Annotated in this window: 16 protein-coding genes; 14 read left to right on the top strand and 2 right to left on the bottom strand. The window is 34.8% G+C overall.

The window, feature by feature from the left end; genetic code table 11:
• The first annotated feature begins 85 nt into the window (after positions 1-85).
• Positions 86-1,279, top strand: coding sequence for an NAD(P)/FAD-dependent oxidoreductase (locus BAQ48_RS02855; protein ID WP_071709898.1), 1,194 nt, complete (start codon positions 86-88; stop codon positions 1,277-1,279).
• Between the two features lie 23 nt (positions 1,280-1,302).
• On the top strand, positions 1,303-2,652 hold the full coding sequence (locus BAQ48_RS02850) for a TrkH family potassium uptake protein (RefSeq protein WP_001204702.1): 1,350 nt from the start codon (positions 1,303-1,305) through the stop codon (positions 2,650-2,652).
• Between the two features lie 40 nt (positions 2,653-2,692).
• Here BAQ48_RS02850 and BAQ48_RS02845 read toward each other — a convergent pair whose 3' ends face one another.
• Entirely contained in the window at positions 2,693-3,028 is a 336-nt protein-coding gene (locus tag BAQ48_RS02845) for a DUF3905 domain-containing protein (protein ID WP_002017878.1), read from the bottom strand.
• Between the two features lie 146 nt (positions 3,029-3,174).
• Here BAQ48_RS02845 and BAQ48_RS27815 point away from each other — a divergent pair, with 146 nt between their 5' ends.
• The 11 genes from BAQ48_RS27815 to cbpA all read left to right on the top strand — a co-directional run bounded on the left by BAQ48_RS27815 (position 3,175) and on the right by cbpA (position 15,645).
• The gene (locus BAQ48_RS27815) at positions 3,175-3,327 is read left to right on the top strand and encodes a hypothetical protein (protein WP_000240799.1); all 153 of its coding nucleotides are present in this window, start codon (positions 3,175-3,177) and stop codon (positions 3,325-3,327) included.
• A gap of 228 nt (positions 3,328-3,555) precedes the next feature.
• Positions 3,556-4,632 carry a putative 2-aminoethylphosphonate ABC transporter substrate-binding protein gene (locus tag BAQ48_RS02830; protein ID WP_071709897.1) on the top strand — a complete coding sequence of 359 codons (1,077 nt, stop codon included), beginning with the start codon at positions 3,556-3,558 and terminating at the stop codon, positions 4,630-4,632.
• Positions 4,633-4,652: 20 nt separating this feature from the next.
• Positions 4,653-5,654: a putative 2-aminoethylphosphonate ABC transporter ATP-binding protein gene (locus BAQ48_RS02825; RefSeq protein ID WP_071709896.1), complete on the top strand. Its 1,002-nt coding sequence runs from the start codon at positions 4,653-4,655 to the stop codon at positions 5,652-5,654.
• The gene (locus BAQ48_RS02820) at positions 5,655-7,412 is read left to right on the top strand and encodes a putative 2-aminoethylphosphonate ABC transporter permease subunit (protein WP_071709895.1); all 1,758 of its coding nucleotides are present in this window, start codon (positions 5,655-5,657) and stop codon (positions 7,410-7,412) included.
• Positions 7,413-7,433: 21 nt separating this feature from the next.
• Positions 7,434-8,228 carry a phosphonoacetaldehyde hydrolase gene (phnX, locus tag BAQ48_RS02815; protein ID WP_071709894.1) on the top strand — a complete coding sequence of 265 codons (795 nt, stop codon included), beginning with the start codon at positions 7,434-7,436 and terminating at the stop codon, positions 8,226-8,228.
• A gap of 15 nt (positions 8,229-8,243) precedes the next feature.
• The gene (gene phnW, locus BAQ48_RS02810; protein WP_071709893.1) at positions 8,244-9,341 is read left to right on the top strand and encodes a 2-aminoethylphosphonate--pyruvate transaminase; all 1,098 of its coding nucleotides are present in this window, start codon (positions 8,244-8,246) and stop codon (positions 9,339-9,341) included.
• Positions 9,338-10,522: a saccharopine dehydrogenase family protein gene (locus BAQ48_RS02805; RefSeq protein WP_071709892.1), complete on the top strand. Its 1,185-nt coding sequence runs from the start codon at positions 9,338-9,340 to the stop codon at positions 10,520-10,522. Before phnW ends, BAQ48_RS02805 begins: the two co-directional genes overlap by 4 nt.
• A gap of 40 nt (positions 10,523-10,562) precedes the next feature.
• Entirely contained in the window at positions 10,563-11,345 is a 783-nt protein-coding gene (locus BAQ48_RS02800; protein ID WP_000117664.1) for a DeoR/GlpR family DNA-binding transcription regulator, read from the top strand.
• Between the two features lie 409 nt (positions 11,346-11,754).
• On the top strand, positions 11,755-14,028 hold the full coding sequence (locus BAQ48_RS02790; RefSeq protein WP_084064370.1) for an NEAT domain-containing leucine-rich repeat protein: 2,274 nt from the start codon (positions 11,755-11,757) through the stop codon (positions 14,026-14,028).
• Between the two features lie 237 nt (positions 14,029-14,265).
• Positions 14,266-14,895 carry a class II aldolase/adducin family protein gene (locus BAQ48_RS02785; protein ID WP_000895999.1) on the top strand — a complete coding sequence of 210 codons (630 nt, stop codon included), beginning with the start codon at positions 14,266-14,268 and terminating at the stop codon, positions 14,893-14,895.
• Between the two features lie 126 nt (positions 14,896-15,021).
• The gene (gene cbpA, locus BAQ48_RS02780) at positions 15,022-15,645 is read left to right on the top strand and encodes a cyclic di-AMP binding protein CbpA (RefSeq protein WP_071709890.1); all 624 of its coding nucleotides are present in this window, start codon (positions 15,022-15,024) and stop codon (positions 15,643-15,645) included.
• A gap of 63 nt (positions 15,646-15,708) precedes the next feature.
• On the opposite strand, the gene BAQ48_RS02775 is transcribed toward cbpA, so the two are convergent.
• On the bottom strand, positions 15,709-16,479 hold the full coding sequence (locus BAQ48_RS02775; RefSeq protein WP_001234130.1) for a divergent polysaccharide deacetylase family protein: 771 nt from the start codon (positions 16,477-16,479) through the stop codon (positions 15,709-15,711).
• 481 nt (positions 16,480-16,960) lie between these two features.
• Between BAQ48_RS02775 and BAQ48_RS02770 the strand changes: the two genes are divergently transcribed.
• Positions 16,961-17,242, top strand: coding sequence for an aspartyl-phosphate phosphatase Spo0E family protein (locus BAQ48_RS02770; RefSeq protein ID WP_000495528.1), 282 nt, complete (start codon positions 16,961-16,963; stop codon positions 17,240-17,242).
• The last annotated feature ends 23 nt before the right edge of the window (positions 17,243-17,265 follow it).

Below are 17,265 nucleotides of genomic sequence, written 5' to 3'. Positions count from 1 at the left end.
ATCCAACTAGCGCACGTTAGTTGGATTTTTTTATGGAAAATAACAAAACATAGAAAGGAGAAATTTACATTGTAGGAGTATAATTATGAAACTTATGACTGGTAAGTTGTATTGGAATACAGGCGTTTCTGTACCTTGTTATCCACCGTTAGAAAGTGATATGATATGTGATGTGCTCGTAGTTGGAAGTGGGGAAGCAGGCGCTCATATAGCGTATTCGTTAGCGAAAATTGGAATGAGTGTTACGCTCATTGAAAAAAGAGCAATCGCATGTGGTAGCACAGCTGCTAATACAGGCTTATTACAATTTCTTCATGATAAATCGTTAACCTCTCTAATTCATACATTTGGTAAAGAAAAAGGGGTACGGGCATATAGACTCTGTTATGAAGCGTTAAGAACAATGGAGAAAGTTGTGCCAACTCTCGATATAAATCCACATTTTATTCCACGAAATAGTTTGTATTATGCAAGTAAAAGCGAAGATGTTTCATTTTTACAAGAGGAATATAATACGTTACATGAGTATGGATTTCCAGTTGAATATTTTGCAGAATCTGATATTAAAAAACGTTATTCTTTTATAAGAAAAGCAGCGCTATATACGCATGGTGATGCTGAGGTGAATCCATATTTATTAGCACATAGTCTCTTGCATAAAGCAAATCAAATGGGAGCCGCTATACATGAACATACAGAGGCTATACATATAAAAAAACTTCAAAATGATTTAATATGTTATACGAAAGCAGGAAATCAAATCGTAGCAAAGAATATTATTATGGCTACAGGTTATGAAGCGCTTTTTGGAAAGAAAGAAAAAAATACAACAGTAGAAACATCTTATGCAGTTGTGACAAATGAGGTAGATCATTTTGAGGGATGGCATGAGCAATCATTAATTTGGGAAACAGCACGTCCTTATTTGTATTTTCGAACGTATCAAAAACGTATTATTATAGGTGGATTAGATGAGGCAATGAAAATTCAAGCAATTGGTGATACGAAGTTATTGCATAAACGCGATAGCCTTATTAACATTGTAAAAGAAATGTTCCCGCAGTATAAAAAAATACAAGCAGAGTACTATTGGGCAGCAGCATTTGGGGGAAGTCATGATGGTCTCCCTATATTAAAAGAAGATTCGCATATACATAATTTATTTTATGCATTGCCGTATGGAGGTAATGGAACTGTATATGGAATGGTGTTTGCCAAATTATTTGAGCAGTTATTTACAAATAAAGAAAACGAAGATTTTTCTTTATTTAATCGATAGAAAAAAGGTAGCGAAGTGATGGAATGAGAGATATAAAAAAGTTTTTACAAAAATTACGTCCTGTACAACTCATTGTTTTGTTTTATTTATTAGCAGTAGTCGTATCAGTGATATTACTTAGTTTACCGTTTGTTACAAAGGATGGTGTGAAATGGACGTTTATCGACGCCTTATTTACATCCGTTAGTGCGGTAAGTGTTACGGGATTATCTGTTGTTACAATTTCAGATACATTTACCACAGCGGGCATTATTGTTTTAGCCCTTATTTTGCAATTGGGCGGTTTAGGAATTATGGCGCTTGGTACATTTGTTTGGATAATAACGGGGAAAAAGATTGGTTTGCAGAGAAGAAGATTAATTATGGCAGACCATAATCAAGGGAATTTATCGGGGCTTGTAGAATTGATGCGTTCTATTTTAATTGTAATTATTTCAATAGAACTTATTGGAGCGATACTGCTAGGGACAAGATTTCTACTTTACTTTCCAACTTGGCAAGAAGCTTATTTCCACGGTTTCTTTGCGGCTGTTAGTGCAACGACGAACGGTGGATTTGATTTAACAGGACAATCATTAATTCCGTATAAAAAAGATTATATTGTTCAAATGATTCATATGTTACTTATTATTTTAGGAGCTATCGGCTTCCCAGTGCTAATGGAAATAAAGCAATTTCTTAGTAAAAGGAGACAGCAACTATTTCGTTTTTCATTATTCACAAAACTGACGACGACAACATTTTTTGCACTCGTGGTTGTTGGGACAATTATGATTTTTCTATTAGAACGAAATCATTTTTTAGTAGGAAAATCATGGCATGAAACGGTATTTTATACATTATTCCAATCTGTGACGACGCGAAGTGGTGGACTTGCTACAATGGATATACGTGAACTGTCACAACCGACACTTTTGTTTATGAGTATATTAATGTTTATCGGGGCATCACCAAGTTCGGTTGGGGGCGGAATACGTACGACAACATTTGCTGTTAGCATATTATCGTTATACACGTTTGCAAGGGGCGGAAGAACAGTTAGAGTCTTCAAACGTCAGCTACATGAAGAGGACGTACTAAAAGCATCCGTCGTTATGACGATGGGGATTTTATTATGTGCCACGGCGTTATTCATTTTATCTATTACGGAAAATGTGCCACTTATGAGCCTAATCGTTGAAGTTTGTTCGGCCTTCGGAACGACTGGACTATCAACGGGTATTACGCCAGATTTAACAACTGTAGGTAAACTGGTACTTATTGTACTCATGTTTATTGGACGTGTTGGTATTTTAACATTTATTTTAGCTAGCGGTGGAAGGGAACAACCGCCACGCTATAAATATCCGAAAGAGCGAATCATTATTGGATAGCATATGAAACCATTCTACCTAGGTTAGGTAGAATGGTTTTTTAGTCGTTAATGCCAAATTGCGGATGCATAAAAGCCTCATTCTTATTGTCTACTTCTTTTTTTAGCAACTCTTGATTTTCTTCTGAAATCCACCCAATATCATTTGTAGGATGGATCCATTCTTCTCCAGCCATAATGGCAGGATCTACTTCATCACTCCAATTGTGAAGTGGACTGTTCTCGGAATCATATTTACTGTCTCCGATTACGACGTCATATTGATTTATGAAAGGTTGTTGCATCTTCTTTCCTGTTCCTTTAAAAGATGGAAAATTCATTTGATGCGGGAGCGTTTCGTCTAAAATTGGCGACTGAATCTTTTCTTTCTTCTTCAAAATCATCGCTCCTTTTTAATCATTTGTTCATATGTAGTATTTCCATCTAGCGGCTTTTAGGTACTTGTTAACACTTGCCAGTAATAATTCTTTCAGCTTGCTTCAAACTAGAGTAGAAAGTGATTTCTTGAGAGCAGGTGAATGTAGTGGTAAAAAGAAAAGTGAAACAAAATGCGGCAATCAACAATAATAAAACTCCGAAAGAAAGCTTACCAGATGCAGAATTTGCATTAGAGTACGAAGGAGAAAATAGCGCAAAGTATGCAAATCGTAATTCAAAAAAAGGTAAACAAAAATGAGGCGTTTTTTACAAACGCCTCATTTTTTTGTGGGATTATAAAGGTTTTTTTAATTGTTTGTAAATTTTGTGTTTTCTAATAGCAGAAAAATATGAAAAAACATAGAAGTAGCAACGTATTACACAAAAACAAACAACAAACAAAAGATTAATGTTGGTTTAATACTGCTTTTACACTAGTTGTTTATATTTGAGTTGTACATAAGATTTGTAAAAGGAGAGAGAGACAGTGAAAAAAACAATCTTTAAAGCTGTAGCAACTGGAATGGTATTTTCGTTATTAATGGGGTGTGGTGCAAAGAAAGAAGAAAGTGCTGGGGCAAAAGTAAAAGATGATAAATTATCTGGGTCATTAACTGTTTACACAGCGATTGAAGAAGAACTTGTACCAATTTATCTTGATTCTTTTAAAAAGAAATATCCCGATGTTAAGTTGAACATTGTACGTGATTCAACAGGAGTTATTACAGCGAAATTGCTAGCGGAAGGAAAAAATACACAAGCAGATGTTGTATGGGGAACTGCTGCATCAAGTCTATTGGCTTTAGATAAAAAAGATATGTTAAAAGGATACTCTCCAAAAGGAGCAGATCGTGTTCTTCCGCAATTTAAAGATGATAAGCAGCCAGAAAAATGGGTAGGAAATACTGCATTTATGACGGGGATTGCTGTAAATAAAGAAGAATTAAAAAAGAAAAATTTACCAATGCCGGAATCGTATGAAGATTTAACGAAACCAGAGTATAAAGGAACGCTTGTTATGCCACATCCAGCATCTTCGGGAACAGGATTCTTAACAGTTTCTGCATGGTTACAAATTATGGGTGAAGATAAAGGCTGGGAGTACATGAAGAAACTTCATGATAATATGGCATCTTATACACATTCAGGTTCAAAACCAGCGAAACTAGCAGGTGCAGGTGAATATCCAGTTGGCGTATCGATGGTTTATAGTGCTTTGAAAGAGAAACAAAAAGGTGCACCAGTTGAAGTTGTATTGCCGAAAGAGGGATTAGGTTGGGAAGTAGAAGCGAACGCACTTATTAAAAAAGATAATGCAAAAAATGAAAAATTAGCGCAAGCATTTTTAGATTGGGCAATTACTGATGATGTAATGAAGTTGTACTTCGAGAAAAATGGATTTGCGACAATTAAAAATGATTATAAACTTCCAGATGGATTCCCGAAAGATGTGACAGAAAAGTTATACAAAAAGAATGACTTTAAGTGGGCAGCAGAAAATCGCGACAAAATTTTAGAAAAATGGGAAAAAGAGTTTGGCCAAAAAGCAGAACCGAAAAAGTAAGTGAGTGGGAGAGAGAAAAAATGAGCGAATATTTATCAATTCAACACATTCAAAAACAGTTTGATGCATTTACAGCGTTAAAAGATATTTCTTTTACTGTGAAAAAAAATGAGTTTGTATGTTTATTAGGCCCAAGTGGCTGTGGGAAAACAACATTGCTTCGAATTTTAGCAGGGCTAGAAGAGGCAACAACAGGCAGTATAGCTGTGAATGGAAAAGATATTACAGCATTACCTCCTGGAAAGAGGAATTTTGGAATGGTGTTTCAATCATATGCACTATTTCCAAATTTAACAGCACTTGAAAACATTGAATACGGCTTAAAGACAAAAAAATATGGAAAAGCAGAAGTAAAAGAGAAGGCGCTATCGGCGTTAGAACTAGTTGATTTACTGAATGTAAAAGATAAATATCCTGCTCAAATGTCTGGCGGACAACAGCAGCGAGTTGCACTTGCACGTGCGCTCGCTCTGTCTCCGGATATTTTGTTACTGGATGAGCCATTATCTGCTTTAGATGCAAAAGTACGTGAAAAGTTACGTAGAGAAATGCGTGATTTGCAAGAAAAAGTAGGAGTAACAACTATTATGGTCACGCATGATCAAGAAGAGGCATTAACGATGGCTGATAAAATTGTTGTAATGAATCATGCGGAAATTATGCAGATTGGAACACCTGAGGAGATTTATCAAAGACCAGCTAATCCGTTTGTGGCAGATTTTATTGGTTCTATTAATTTCTTTTCGAAAAATAACGAAAAGCATGCAATTCGTCCGGAACATGTAACAGTCGTACAAAATAATGGTATTAAAACAATTGTAGAAAGCATGGAGTTTCGCGGATCTGTATACCGGACAGAAGTGCGAGTTATAGATGAGGAAACACATCTATATAATGAGAAAATCGTTGTAGATATATTGGCATCAGAAGTAGAAAAAACAGCTATTAGGAAAGGAAAGCCGATTCAAATCTCTTTCTCAGAAAATCATATGTTGTCATATGGAAAGAAGGTTGTTGTATAGATGGAGATGTTAGAAAATTTAAAGGTAGAAAGTACGAAAAAAAAGATTAAGAGACGTATCGGTAAAGAAGAGTGGATACAAAGACTATTAATTATTGGTATGATTCTTGCCTTTTTGATTATGCTTGTATTGCCACTATTACAATTGTTTACACAAGCTTTTTATGATAAAGATGGAGCTTTTATTGGTGTTGCGAATTTCAGTAAATATTTCACAACACCAACGTTAGTTCAATCATTACAAAATACGATATGGATTTCGGGCGTGACAACAATTATTGCAGTGACACTTGCTTTCGCTTACGCCTATGCGATCGGTCGTACGAATGTATTTGGGAAGCGTGTATTTCAATATATCGCGTTGCTACCATTATTTGCACCAACGATGATGCACGGTATCGCACTTACATATTTATTTGGTAATCAAGGGTTAGTAACGAAAGGGATGTTTGGTTTGTTTGAAGGTATACAAATCCCTTTATATGGACCAGTAGGAATTGTAATAGCTGAAGTCATGTATACATTTCCGCAAGCCTTTCTTATATTATTAATTGCTTTCCAAGGATCTGATTACCGTTTATATGAAGCTTCTAATATGTTAGGAGCGAGTAAGATGAAGCAATTTTTCACTGTTACTTTACCTAGTGTAAAGTACGGATTAATTAGTGCGATGTTCGTTGTATTTACACTTAGTTTCACTGATTTTGGCGCACCAAAAATTGTTGGTGGGCAATATAATGTACTTGCTACTGATGTATACAAACAAGTAATTGGACAACAAAATATGCCGATGGGTGCAACTGTCGGAATGATTTTATTAATCCCAGCTATATTTGCGTTTGCAGTTGATCGTATTACGCAAAGAAAGCAGGCAAATTTCTTATCTTCAAAAGCAGTACCATATAGAATAACGGCTAATAAGAAAAGAGATGTAGTTTCATTCATATATTGTAGTGTAATTACACTTATGATCATTCTTTTATTTGTGGCAGTTGGTATTGCTGCAAGTGTGAAAGTATGGCCATATAATATGAGTTTTACATTTGAGCATTTTAATTTCTCAAGTTTAACAGGAGATGGACTCGAAGCATTTAAAAATAGCGTAATTGTCTCAGCAGTTACAGCAGTGATTGGGGCAATTTTAACATTTATGTTCGCATATGCGATTGAGAAAATAGATCAGCTACAGTTCTTCAGAAAAACAAGTTATTTTTTCTCTATTGTGCCTTTAGCGATACCAGGTTTAGTACTTGGATTGGGATACGTCTTTTTCTTTAGTCAGCCAACGATTCAAATATTTGGACTTTCAGTAACGAACCCGTTCCATTCTTTATACGGAACAATCGCTGTGTTAGTACTAGTAAACATCATTCATTTTTATTCGGTAACATTCGTTACCGCAACGACTGCTTTAAAGAAATTAGATCGAGAGTTTGAGCTTGTTTCGCAGTCGATGGGTATTCCGTTTTATAAAACATTCTTTAGAGTAACAGTACCAATGTGCTTACCGGCAATTTTAGAGATGGTTATGTACTACTTTGTAAACTCAATGGTGACTGTTTCTGCAGTTGTATTCTTATACGCGGCTGATTTTAAACTAGCTGCCGTATCAATCGTAAATATGGATGATGCAGGAAATGTAGCGCCAGCAGCTGCAATGAGTGTACTTATTGTTGTTACAAATATTGTAGTAAGAGTTGTATATGAATGGGGAACGAAAGCACTTCGTAACCGAACGTCACAATGGCAAAAAAGATAAATAAGAAGGGTGATGGATTGAATGAAAGTAGAAGCGGTTATTTTTGATTGGGCAGGTACGACAGTTGATTACGGATGTTTTGCACCACTGGAAGTATTTATGGAGATTTTCCATAAACGCGGTATTGCAATTACCGTAGAAGAAGCACGTAAGCCAATGGGATTATTAAAAATAGACCATGTAAGGGCACTAACGGAGATGCCTCGTATTGCGAATGAGTGGAATCGTGTTTTCGGACAATCACCAACAGAAGCAGACATTCATGAGATGTATGAAGAATTTGAAGAAATCCTCTTCACTATTTTACCGCGCTATGCGTCGCCAATTCATGGAGTAAAAGAAGTGATTGCTTCTTTACGTGAAAGAGGAATTAAAATTGGTTCGACGACTGGTTATACGAGAGAAATGATGGACATTGTAGCAAAAGAAGCAGCACTACAAGGATATAAACCTGATTTTCTTGTAACGCCAGATGATGTTCCGGCGGGTCGTCCATATCCGTGGATGTGCTATAAAAATGCGATGGAACTTGGTGTATATCCGATGAATCATATGATGAAAATTGGAGACACGGTATCAGATATGAAAGAGGGAAGAAATGCTGGTATGTGGACAGTTGGTGTAATTCTTGGCAGTAGCGAACTCGGCTTAACTGAAGAGGAAGTGGAGCATATGGATCCAGCAGAACTTCGTGAAAAAATAGAAGTAGTTCGTAATCGTTTCGTTGAAAATGGGGCGCACTTTACGATAGAAACGATGCAGGAACTCGAAAATGTAATGGAACATATCGAGAAACAAGAACTTATTATTTCATAAAAGGGGCACGGGATCATGACTGAAAATCACTACTTATTATTAACGCCAGGACCATTAACGACAACAAAAACAGTAAAAGAAGTTATGCTATACGATTGGTGTACGTGGGATGTTGAATATAACACGATGGTACAAGAAGTAAGGGCTAAACTTGTATCGTTAGCAACGAAGAAAGAAGAGAAATATACAACAGTATTAATGCAAGGAAGCGGTACGTTTTCAGTTGAAGCAGTAATTGGTTCTGTTATTCCCAAAAACGGAAAGCTTCTCGTTTGTACAAATGGTGCATACGGTAAGCGAATTGTACAAATGGCAGAGATGTTACATATAGATGTGGTGGTCAGTCAAACAGAAGAGTGGGAGCCTACTAATATTGTAGAAGTAGAAAAGATATTACAACAAGATAAAGAGATTACACATATTGCAGTTGTTCATTGTGAAACAACAACAGGCATTATCAATCCAATTGTAGATGTATGTAAATTAGGGAAGCAATACGGAAAAGTAACACTAGTTGATGCAATGAGTAGTTTCGGCGGGATTGAAATAGACATTGCTGATTTGCAAATTGATTTTTTAATTAGTAGTGCGAATAAATGTATTCAAGGAGTTCCAGGATTCGGCTTTGTTATTGCAAAACGCGATGAATTGTTGAAATGTAAAGGGCAGGCACGTTCATTATCTTTAGATTTATACGATCAGTGGGAAACGATGGAAAATCAAAATGGGAAATGGCGTTTTACTTCACCTACACATGTTGTACATGCTTTTTATAAAGCACTGCTTGAATTAGAAGAAGAGGGCGGAATAAGCGCACGTTACAACCGATATTACAACAATCAAAAGCTATTAGTGAATAGGATGGGGGAAATTGGTTTTCGAGCATTAGTAGATGAAGAATATCAATCTCCTATTATTACATCTTTCATTTATCCAAAAGAGAACTTTGAGTTTCAACAGTTATATAGCGAGCTAAAACGTTATGGATTTGTTATTTACCCAGGAAAAATTTCGAAAGTAGATACGTTCCGCATTGGAAATATCGGTGATGTACATGAAGAAGATATTAATCGCTTAGTTGATAGTATCGCGAAAGGAGTTGTGATAGGTTGAAAGTATTTTGCTTAGGTGGAGCAGGTAAAATTTGTCGTGAAGCAATTTTGGATTTAGTTCAATATTCATCATTTGAGACAATTACGGTAGCCGATTTTAATGAGGAAGAGGGCCTTAAAGTAGTAGAATGGCTCAACGATCCTCGTGTTGATTTTGTGAAAGTAGATGTAACAAATCATGAGGATACAGTTGCAAAAATGAAGGGCTATGACATTGTAATGGATGGTACGACAATTAAGTTAAATGGATTGTCTACTCGATGTATCGCAGAAGCAGGTTGTCATGGTGTGAACTTGAACGGATTTGGTGAAGAAAATGATTCGCATTCTATATTTGTTCAAAACGGAAAAACATGTTTACCTGGATTTGGTATGACGCCAGGTGTAACGCAAATGATGGCCATGCATGCAGCAAATCAGCTAGATACGGTAGAGTCAGTTCGTGTAAGTCATGGTTCATATCGTCCGATTGCTTTTTCTGCATCTATTACAGAGACAACGACATATGAGTATGATCCACATTTACCATCGCGTACAGTGTATGAAGATGGTGAGTTTAAGCAGGTACCCCCGTTTGCGCGCCCGAGAGAAATTGAATTGCCGGCGCCTTATGGTAAGACAACGCAGTATATCATACCGCATTCTGAAACGTTTACGTTAGCAAAGGCGTTAGAAAATAAAGGTGTCAAATTGATCGAGACGAGAGGAACTTGGCCAAAGCAAAACATGCAGCTCGTACGCGCCTTATATGATTACGGCATATTGCGTAATGATCAGATTGAAATAGATGGTAAAGAGATTGGGATTATGGATTGCATTTCAAAGTATTTACTAAAATCAAAAGAAGGACAAGAAACAGAGCTTTATGGTTATGCACTTCATGTAGAAGTAGTAGGTATGAAAAATAATGAGAAGCAAAGGCATGTATTATATCATACACATCCGTTATCTGATGGATCTATTGCAGGATGGGAAAAATTAAGAGCTTATACGAGAAACGTTGGTATTCCATTTGGGATTGCTACAGAGCTAATTGCAAATGGAAATGTAAATAGAGTTGGTATTGTTACACCCGAATTCGCTTTTGAGAATCCGCAAATGATTTTTGATGAGTTAGAAAAGCGTGGTATTCATATTCATGAAGAGGTTTCTACTTACAAAGAAAATTATAACTTTGTATAAGCAAGGAAGTTTATGAGGTAGATATAAATGGGGTGAAGCTATGTCTGTAGTAGGAGAAGAAAGAAAGCGAACCATTCTTGAAAAGGTAGAGTTTAAAGGGAAAGTGAAAGTTTCAGAATTAGCAAGAGAATTTGCTGTATCAACAGAAACAATTCGTCGATATTTAGAAGAATTAGATCGTGAAAAGAAGCTGAAGAAAGTGTATGGTGGAGCTGTTCAACTTCCTGGAGCCGGGGTAGAGGCACCGATGCTAGAAAGAGAAATGCTGCATATAGAAGAGAAGAAAAGAATTGGTTATAAAGCAGCAACGTTTGTGGAAGATGGAGATGTTATTGCGATTGATGATGGGAGTACACCACTTCAAATGGTACCATATCTTGTTCATCGTAAAAATTTAACGATAGTTACGAGCTCTTTTCCAGTTGCAACACAATTAATCTCTTCCATTAATAAAAAGATGTTTCACGGCGAAGTTTTATTTATTGGCGGGAAAGTATCTCCAAAGCATTCACGCGTATCAGGATCTATTTCTCAGCAAGTCATTCATCAATTTCATTTTCATAAAGCGTTTATTTCGATGGACGGGTTATTGCCTAGTTTTGGAGTTTCCAGCTTTGAATTAGAAAAAGCGAAACTGTCAGAAGCGATGATGAAATTAGCGGAAAAAACATATATTCTATGTGATCATACAAAGGTAGGCGTAAAAGGGAATTATCGAATAGCAGCCTTTTCTCGTATTCAGCATGTTATTTGTGATAAAAAAATGCCATATAGTTTTGAAGAAGAAGCTAAAAAGCATAATATTCAATGGACAGTTTGCTAAATAAATTGAACTCCCACCTGATTTTTAGGTGGGAGTTTTACTGCTCGCAAATAGCGGGATAAAAGATTTGTATTCATGCAAAAAGTGGACACATTTTCTCATTTCTTTCATATAATTTACCAATACAAAAAAAGTTGGTCGAAGGAAAGAAGGGGAAACATGTCAGAACGAATATATAATAAACTTGTATTGTACGCGAATATTCTGCAAAAAATTGGTGTCATCAATGAGAAGGAAAAAAGTGAAATTCTTCATACAATAGGTAAAAAAGCCCTTTGAATAAAGGGTTTTTATTTTTTATACATGGAAATATAAACTTAATGTAATATTACCATTGACAATGATAATGAGATTCATTATCATTTATTTGTAGGTAATTGATAAAAGTTATCAATTATAAAAATTATATATGATAGGGGATATTATTTTGAAAAAAAATTATATGAAGGCGCTATTAGTAGCGACAACATTAGCAATTCCATTTGCTGCTTATTCTACTCCAGCATTAGCAGCAATAAAGATTGAAGCAAACCAATCGGTAGCAGCTAATGAACGTACATACGATACTGAGATTAAAATATATAAGGACCAAAAAGACGAGCCATCTATGGTTTCTCAATACATAAAAAATCCTAAAGTAGCAATTGAAAACGGGAAAAATATTGTTACTGTAACCTTACAAGATAGCGATTATTTTCAATATCTTAGAATAGAAGATAAAAATCAACCTGGCGTATTTCATGATGTGGAGGTTTTGTCAGAAGATAAGAGGAAGAATGGAACGAAAGTAGTTCAATTTGAAATTGGCGAGTTTGAGAAGAAGCATAATATGCAAATGCATATACTTATTCCGGCTATTGGATATGATCACAAATATCAAGTTCAATTTGAAATTAAAGATCCAACTGTAGGTGACAAAGAAACAGAGAAACCAGATGATAACTCTAATTCAGGCAATACGGAAATAGATAATCCGGTTGATACTCAAAATATGATAACAGATAACAAATTAAGAGAACTTGTTAATAAAAAAGTATTTAATAGAAAAGATTTAAATACACCAATTACGAAAGAAGAGTTATTACAAGTAAAGGACTTGTTTTTAAATACGAATGAGATTCTTGATTATAGTGCATTAAAATATATGCCGAATTTAAAATCTTTAACAGTTGCGAATGCGAAGATAAAAGATCCGTCGTTCTTTGCGAACTTAAAGCAATTAAATCATTTAGCTTTGCGTGGTAATGAATTTTCAGATGTAACACCACTTGTTAAGATGGATAATTTAGAATCCCTTGATTTGAGTAATAATAAAATTACAAACGTTGCACCACTAATTGAAATGAAAAATGTAAAAAGTTTATATCTATCAGGTAACCAAATAGAAGATGTAACAGCATTAGCGAAAATGGAACAACTAGATTACTTGAATTTAGCAAATAATAAAATTACGAATGTTGCTCCATTAAGCGCGTTAAAAAATGTAACATACTTAACTTTAGCTGGTAATCAAATTGAAGATATTAAACCGTTATATTCATTACCTTTAACAGACTTAGTATTAACACGTAATAAAGTTAAAGATTTATCCGGCATTGAGCAAATGAAGCAATTAGAAGAATTGTGGATCGGGAAAAATGAAATAAAAGATGTTACTCCTCTAAGTAAGATGACACAGTTAAAACAATTACACTTACCTAACAATGAGTTAAAGGATATTACTCCATTATCAAGTCTAGTAAACTTACAAAAACTTGATTTAGAAGCGAATTATATTGCAGACTTAACACCGGCTAGTAATTTGAAAAAGTTAGTATTCTTAAGTTTTGTTGCAAATGAAATCCGTGATGTTCGACCAGTTGTAGAATTAAGTAAAACAGCTTACATTAATGTTCAAAATCAAAAAGTATTTTTAGAGGAAACAGAAGTAAATAAAGAAGTGAAAGTACCTGTATACGAAAAGGATGGTAAAATCTCTACAAAAATTCGTTTGAAGAGCGAAGGTGGTACGTATAGTAACGATGCAGTGAAGTGGAGTACACCAGGTGAGAAAGTATATGAATTTGGTGTGAAAGACCCATTTGCGGATACAGGCATTTTCTTCACCGGTTCTGTAATTCAAAATGTTGTAAATCAAAAAGTATCTGAAGAAGTAATAGAATTTAAAGATGTACCAAAGGGCCATTGGTCAGAGAAAGCAATTAATCATTTAGCGAAAGAAAAGATATTTGCAGGTTATGGAAATGGACAATTTGGATTTGGTGATAACGTTACTCGTGGTCAAGTAGCAGTTTTAATACAAAAGTACTTGAAGTTGGAGCAAAATGTAGAACAGAAAACGAAGTTCACAGATACGAAAGGAAATATGTATGAAGGGGCTATTGAAGCAGTTGCACAAGCCGGAATTATGACGGGCGATGGCAATGGTAAGTTCCGTCCAGATGGCGTATTAACTCGATATGAAATGTCAGTAGTACTACAAAAAGTATTCCAGTTGAAGGAAAATGGAAATACTGTAGGGAGCTTTAAAGATGTACCAAAGGGTCATTGGGCAGAAGGATATGTGAAAGCTTTAGCGGACAATAACATATCAAAAGGTGATGGGAAAGGAAACTTTTTAGGTGATGACTTCGTAAAACGCGAAGAGTATGCACAGTTTTTATATAACGCAATAACGAAATAAAAAATAAGAAAAATACGTTATTCTTTAAATAAGAAGAATAACGTATTTTTTTATGTATGAAATGAAGAGGCTACTAAGTATATGAAGGGCCCATTTTGTAGAAGAGCTGTGAAACCATATTGACAAAAAAGCATTCTCATGTGATAATTCAATTAAATTTTTAGAATAATCAAAAAATATTCCTTTTACATAAAAAGGATTCGAACCTTATATGAATATTATGCCGGGGGTGACGAAATGTTATTTTTTCTGAAGAAATGGAATGAATTAAAAGATGTGAAGTCTGAATTGGCACTTCGTGATTGGTTTTATGGTACAAAAATTAGTTTATCATTATGTACGTCAAAAGAGCCATTAACATTTTTAGTGAATGTCGAGGGAAGAGATAAAGGGCTATTTTCAGAAGAGGATTTTATTGTCGTAAATTGCATGTGTGAGCCAGTCTTTGAAAATGAAGAGAAACCAGCTGCAGAATCATTTATGCATGCGGATATTTATAAAAAAAGTAGTGCAGAATGCATTTTACAAGTGCAGACTGTAGATAGTCATTTAATATCAGAGTTGTATGGAAAAGAAGGAGAAGTAACATTCGATAAACGTAGTGTGGAACGTGTTTTTGGAAAAGAAGGCATAACAGAAATGACAATTCCAATTGTAGAAGATGAAAAGAAATTTGCTGATTTATTAGAAAGTAATGTTCCGAATTTTATTGAAGGTGGAGGAGTTGTTCTTGTTCATAATTATGGCATGATCGTGTGGGGAAAAACGCCAGAAGAAGCGAAAAAATGGTTAGAGGGTATAGAATATTTAATGAATTATCATGTGAAGTTGTTAATGATTAAGGGTGCGAAAAGTTCTGTTATATAAAAATGTTTGTGATGTTGTTACAAGTCAACAAATAAATGAAAGCGTTTTAAAAATAATTTTACTCATAAAATATAGGTCTCCTTATTATATATAGATTACATGTTGACATGTAAGGAGGAACATATTTTGCGAGTTAAATATCATTTTCTGCCAAAACAGCAAGTAACCTTTTGCAAAATAAACGATTCCGGTGAAGAGGCTTTGCAAATTATGAATGAAACGGGATTTCGAGCAATCCCTGTATTAGCAGAAGATGAGAAGAAATTCATGGGGATTATTTATAAAGTAGATCTATTAGAAAAGAAATGTAATAACGGCTTAGAGAAATTAAGTACAGGAGATATGCTGGAAGACTCCTCTGCATTTATTTTTGAGAAGGATTCATTCTTCAGAGCATTTTATGTTATTCGTCGTTTACCGTTTTTATCCGTTTTAAATGATTATAATGAGTTTGTCGGTATTTTAACACATTCCAATGTATTTGATGTTATTGAAGATTCATTCGGTATGCAGACGGGTGGTTATATATTAACAATTGCAACCCAAGATTGTAAAGGAACGATTAAAGAACTCGGGACGTTGTTAAAAGCATATAATATCGGTGGACTGTTTACGCTAGATAACGGCGATCAATATATTCGCCGTGTGATTGTAAATATAACAGATGAGTTAAATGAAAAAAGATTAAAGCAATTAATCGAAAAAATAGAGAAAAAAGGTTTTAGGGTGAGTCATGTAGATTATATTTAAGTTAAAAAAGGTACCGATCTGCTACATATGGATTGGTACCTTTTTTAGTATGAGGAATGAATATTATTTTGAAACAGGAGGTGGAGATAATGCTAAATCAGACAAAAAAATAAAGTCTGCATGTTCGCGAATTTTAGGAATAGAGGTTTCAATAACGTTTGACGTAATTTCACCTGGAGGCCCAACATGTCCGATAGCTACCATTATAGGTTTTTCTTGAATTTTTTTGATGAGTAATTGGGCTTGTTTTGAAATATGTCCTGCTGTATACACATCATCAAAAAATAGTTGGTTTTCAATAATCGGCACTCCTAATTCTTTTCCGATTTTTGGGACGACACTATTAGGGTTTGTTTTGCTATCTAAATAAAATAAACCGTGCTTTTTACAAGCTGCAAGTATAAGTCGTACAATTCTTTCGTCCGCTGTTACTTTTGACCCCATATGATTATTCATTCCAATTGCATGCGGTACTTCTTGAATCGCTTGTTCGAGTCGATTGTTTATTTCTTCATCACTTAAATCAGTTGTAATTGCTTTTGGTCCAAGCCATTCTTTTTTACCTTTAATAGGTTCCATAGGCATATGTATAATAACTTCGTGTCCTTTTTTATGGGCTGCTATTGCATCTTCTTTTGTGGAAGGAAGAAAAGGCATAACAGCAACAGTCAGTGGGATGGGAAGTGATAACATTTTATCAGTCCCCTTCATATTATTGCCGAAGTCATCAATGACAATGGCTACTTTATTCGTATGAGCATTTGCTTGAATCGGAAACAAGAAAAACGGTAAGAACATAGTAAAAATGAGCATTGCAATCGTATATTTGCGCATATAAATATTTCCTTTCTATTTTATCCCGCTATTTGCGGGAAGTAAGATTCACACCTCAAATTCGGCTGGAGCAAAGAAGTTAGATAGGAAAACTGTCCGTAAACGTCCGATTGGTGTGGGTTAATAATCGGTGTGGTGAACCATCCCGCCGACTGATTAAAGTTTCACTTTATCAATCATCATTATGTTTTGCTTTTTTATATAAATTAAACAAAAAATGTCGAAGAAAAGAGTGTGAAAAATAGAGAATCCGCTATTTAATTGATATTTATAAAAAAAGAAGATGAAAAAAATGTCTATTATTGCGAATGTATTTACAAAGATAGAATAATTTGTAATAATTCTCAAAGTGAGGGTAAAGATTTGTAAATTACAGGGAGAAAATGTTAAATTTTCTGATTCTTCAAATTTACATATGATAAAACGGTAAAAAGGTCAATGGAGAAGTGAAGAGCAAGGAAGTATACTAAGGGGGATATGGATGTTTACTGTAAAAAGGAAGTACACATTAGAAAAGCTTTCACGTGATATTCATATGAAACGTGAAGAAATGATTCAATTAGGATTAACAAGTGGGTTAAATAGTATGGAGACAATTCAAGTGAGTCAAGAGTTGGACAAGCTTATTTTACAGTACCAGTGTTATAAAGAAAAGCAAACACCGAAATGGTTTTCAATTATAAAGGTACCTATTTTTCAAATCGGGTATGAGGGAAAATCAAGTAATTTTTGGCGAATGCTTGTGGCTGGTTTTATGAAATAAGTATAATTATCCTTTCGAGGTAA

Origin of the sequence: Bacillus luti (genome assembly GCF_001884105.1) — a bacterium.
Taxonomy (GTDB): domain Bacteria; phylum Bacillota; class Bacilli; order Bacillales; family Bacillaceae_G; genus Bacillus_A; species Bacillus_A luti.
Note: the sequence above shows the minus strand (reverse complement) of the source record. Positions and strands in the feature narration are given on the sequence as shown.

Excerpts from the sequence above, each read along its gene's own strand:
- BAQ48_RS02855 (WP_071709898.1), top strand. The coding sequence starts at position 86 with ATGAAACTTATGACTGGTAAGTTGTATTGGAATACAGGCGTTTCTGTA.
- BAQ48_RS02850 (WP_001204702.1), top strand. The coding sequence starts at position 1,303 with ATGAGAGATATAAAAAAGTTTTTACAAAAATTACGTCCTGTACAACTC.
- BAQ48_RS02825 (WP_071709896.1), top strand. The coding sequence starts at position 4,653 with ATGAGCGAATATTTATCAATTCAACACATTCAAAAACAGTTTGATGCA.
- BAQ48_RS02820 (WP_071709895.1), top strand. The coding sequence starts at position 5,655 with ATGGAGATGTTAGAAAATTTAAAGGTAGAAAGTACGAAAAAAAAGATT.
- phnX (WP_071709894.1), top strand. The coding sequence starts at position 7,434 with ATGAAAGTAGAAGCGGTTATTTTTGATTGGGCAGGTACGACAGTTGAT.
- phnW (WP_071709893.1), top strand. The coding sequence starts at position 8,244 with ATGACTGAAAATCACTACTTATTATTAACGCCAGGACCATTAACGACA.
- BAQ48_RS02800 (WP_000117664.1), top strand. The coding sequence starts at position 10,563 with ATGTCTGTAGTAGGAGAAGAAAGAAAGCGAACCATTCTTGAAAAGGTA.
- BAQ48_RS02790 (WP_084064370.1), top strand. The coding sequence starts at position 11,755 with ATGATAGGGGATATTATTTTGAAAAAAAATTATATGAAGGCGCTATTA.
- BAQ48_RS02785 (WP_000895999.1), top strand. The coding sequence starts at position 14,266 with ATGTTATTTTTTCTGAAGAAATGGAATGAATTAAAAGATGTGAAGTCT.
- BAQ48_RS02775 (WP_001234130.1), bottom strand. The coding sequence starts at position 16,479 with ATGCGCAAATATACGATTGCAATGCTCATTTTTACTATGTTCTTACCG.
- BAQ48_RS02770 (WP_000495528.1), top strand. The coding sequence starts at position 16,961 with ATGTTTACTGTAAAAAGGAAGTACACATTAGAAAAGCTTTCACGTGAT.